Genomic DNA, 2,970 nt, shown 5'->3' with positions numbered 1-2,970 from the left:
GGCGGCAGCAGTCCGCCGGCCGATTCAGCGCCAGCATCACCCCCCCCGGCGCCAACACGCCGCTGCGCTTGGAGTACTTCGAGGACACCGGCCGCGCCGCCGTGTCCGTGTCGTGGAACCCGCCGGTCACCGGCGGCGGCCCGGGCACCGGTGGCACTACGCCGCCCATCACGGGGCCGACGGCCACGGTGACCGGCACGGGCGGGGCGCGCCTGAACATCCGTAGCGCCCCGGGCGGCTCGCTCATTGTGGGCGAGCAGCTGGCGTTTAATCAGACGGTGGGGTTGACCGGCTTCCGCTCGGCCGATAGCGGGTGGGTGGAGGTCTTCAAGCCGGCCGGCGGCACGGGCTGGGTCAGCGCCCGCTACGTGACCACCTCCGTCCCCGTCGCCAGCCTGGCTGTAAGATAAATAAATCAACCACGGATTGGACGGATGAAACGGATTGAAGCTTCGGCTCAATCCGTTTCATCCGCGAAATCCGTGTCAATCCGCGGTCAATTTATTCGTGCGCGGCTTCTTCGGCTTCGCGCTCTTTGCGCAGCTTGACTACCAGCTCTTCCTGCAAGTGGCCGGGCACGCGGCCGTACTGCATGAACTTCATGCTGAATAGCCCGCGCCCCTGCGTCATCGAGCGCAGGTCGGCGGCGTAGCTCTGCATCTCGGCCAGCGGCACTTCGGCGCGGACGATACTCTTGTTGCCGTCCTGATCCATGCCCAGCACGCGCGCCCGCCGCGAGTTCATGTCGCCCAGAATGTCGCCCATGTTGTCGGCCGGCACGGTGACGGTCACCTCATAGATCGGCTCCAGCAACATCGGCCCGGCCTTCATCACCGCCTGCTTGAACCCCTCGCGTCCGGCCGTCTGGAAGGCGATTTCCTTGGAGTCCACCGGGTGCATCTTGCCGTCGGTGATGACGGTGCGGATGCCCACCACCGGGTAGCCGGCCAGCACGCCGTTCTCCAGCGCCTGGCGGCAGCCCTTCTCCGTCGCGCTGACGAAGGGGGCCGACACCGCGCCGCCGAAGACCTCCGAGGCGAACTCGAAGCCGCGCTCCTCCTCCACCGGCTCCACGCGCAGCACGACCCGCGCGTATTGGCCCGCGCCGCCCGTCTGCTTCTTGTGGGTGTAGTCGGCGTCGGCCGACTTGGTGATCGTCTCGCGGTAGGGAACCTTGGGCGTCGTCGTGCGCAGGTGGACGCCGAATTTCGACTGCGCCTTGTGCACGGCGATGTCCAGATGGGCCACGCCCATGCCGGACAGGATCGTCTCGCGCGTGGCCGGCTCGGTGTGCCAGTGCAACGTCGGATCCTCGGCCACCAGCCGGTTGAGCGACTGGCTCAGCTTGGCCGTGTCCGATTGGGACACGGGGTGAATGGAGACGGAAGAGAGCGGGTCGGGCTGGTCGATGGGCGCGATGCGCACGATCCGGCCGCGGTCGCCCAGCGTGCCGTTCGTCGCCGCCTCGCCCAGCTTCACCACCGTGCCGATGTCGCCGGCGTGCAGCCGCGGCACGGGCTGCGTCTCCTTGCCGCTGGGCGCTTGCAGCTGGCCGACGCGCACCTCGGCGTCGTGGTCGGCGTCCCACACGCGGGAGTCGGACTCCAGCGTGCCGCCGAAGACGCGCAGGTAGCTCGTCTTGCCGAAGTTGTCCTCGCGGCTCTTCCAGACGAAGACCGCCAGCGGGGAGGCGTCGCTGACCTCGTGCTTGACCGCCTCGCCCTTGGCGTTCACGCCCTCGAACGGGCCGACCTCGTTGGGCGCGGGCAGCAGGGTCACGCAGGCGTCGAGCAGGGCGTCCGTGCCGATGCCCACCTCGCCGGCGCAGTAGAGGATGGGGATGGCCGCGCCCTTGAGGATGGCGCCCTTCAGGCCGCGGGCGATCTCTTCGGCCGTCAGCTCTTCCCCTTCCAGGTACTTCTCGATCAGCGCGTCCTCGCCCTCGGCCGCGGCCTCCACCAGGGCCGTGCGCCCCTCTTCGGCCGCGCCGGCCAGATCGGCCGGGATGGGGGCGCGGTCGCCCTTCTCGCCCAGCCGCGCTTCCATGCTCAACAAGTCCACGACCCCCTTGAAGCCGGGGCCTTCGCCGATGGGCAACTGCAACTCGACGAAGTGGCCGTGCAGGTTCGTCCGGATGCTCTCCAGCACGCGCCGCGTGCGCACGTTCTCACGATCCATCTTGTTGACGACGATGAGGCGGGGGCGGTGGTAATGGTCGGCCGCGGCCCAGACCGCTTCCGTGCCCACTTCGACGCCGGCGACCGCCTCGATCAGCACCATGGCGCTGTCGGCCACCTTCATGGCGCTGTTGACCTCGCCGATGAAGTCCAGGAAGCCGGGGGCGTCCAGCAGGTTCAGCTTCACGCCCTTCCACTCGATGGGGGCGATGGCCGTGGCGATGGAACTGTTGCGCGCGATCTCTTCCTCTTCGAAGTCGAGGTGGGCCGTGCCGCTCAGCACGCTGCCCATGCGCGTGATCGCCCCGGTCTTGAAAAGTAGCCGCTCGACCAGGGTCGTCTTGCCCGCGCCGTTGTGCGAGATAAGGGCAATGTTGCGTATCTGTCCGGTTTGATAATCCTTCATGTGTGGCTTAAACCTCTAGGGATTGTATAACGGTGGTAGCGAGCGGAGGACGGAAGTCGATGCTCAAGCGGCTGCCATGGGCCTGGACAAACCGCCTACTCACCAGATAAGGTACGATGCAGAGTGCATAAGGCGTAGGGTCTGATTTTAGTCGAAACTGACCCGGGCGGCAAGACGTATAGGGAAGCAGGGGAGAGGGGGCGCAGGGGAGCAGGGGAGCAATTCTAGAAATCTGCGTAATCTGCGAAATCTGCGGATTCTTTCTCTTATAAGGAAGGGAATGATGTCTGACGAAAAGGTGCTTGACGAAAAGACGGCGCGGGAGCGCTCCAGCCGCTCAGTGTTGGGGCCGATTTTGCTCATCGCCGTCGGCGTGCTGTTTCTGCT

Annotated in this window: 2 protein-coding genes; one reads left to right on the top strand and one right to left on the bottom strand. The window is 66.5% G+C overall.

The window, feature by feature from the left end; all coding sequences use genetic code 11:
* A partial coding sequence (locus tag ACE3UY_RS12520) for an SH3 domain-containing protein (RefSeq protein WP_374687851.1) occupies nucleotides 1-410 on the top strand: 410 nt, incomplete at its 5' end.
* A gap of 91 nt (nucleotides 411-501) precedes the next feature.
* Here ACE3UY_RS12520 and fusA read toward each other — a convergent pair.
* The gene (gene fusA, locus ACE3UY_RS12515; protein WP_374687850.1) at nucleotides 502-2,583 is read right to left on the bottom strand and encodes an elongation factor G; all 2,082 of its coding nucleotides are present in this window, start codon (nucleotides 2,581-2,583) and stop codon (nucleotides 502-504) included.
* Nucleotides 2,584-2,970 lie beyond the last annotated feature (387 nt).

The organism is Promineifilum sp. (SeqCode) (assembly GCF_041918635.1).
GTDB lineage: Bacteria > Chloroflexota > Anaerolineae > Promineifilales > Promineifilaceae > Promineifilum.
This window is presented reverse-complemented; position numbering and strand designations above follow the sequence as displayed.

Excerpts from the sequence above, each read along its gene's own strand:
- fusA (WP_374687850.1), bottom strand. The coding sequence starts at position 2,583 with ATGAAGGATTATCAAACCGGACAGATACGCAACATTGCCCTTATCTCG.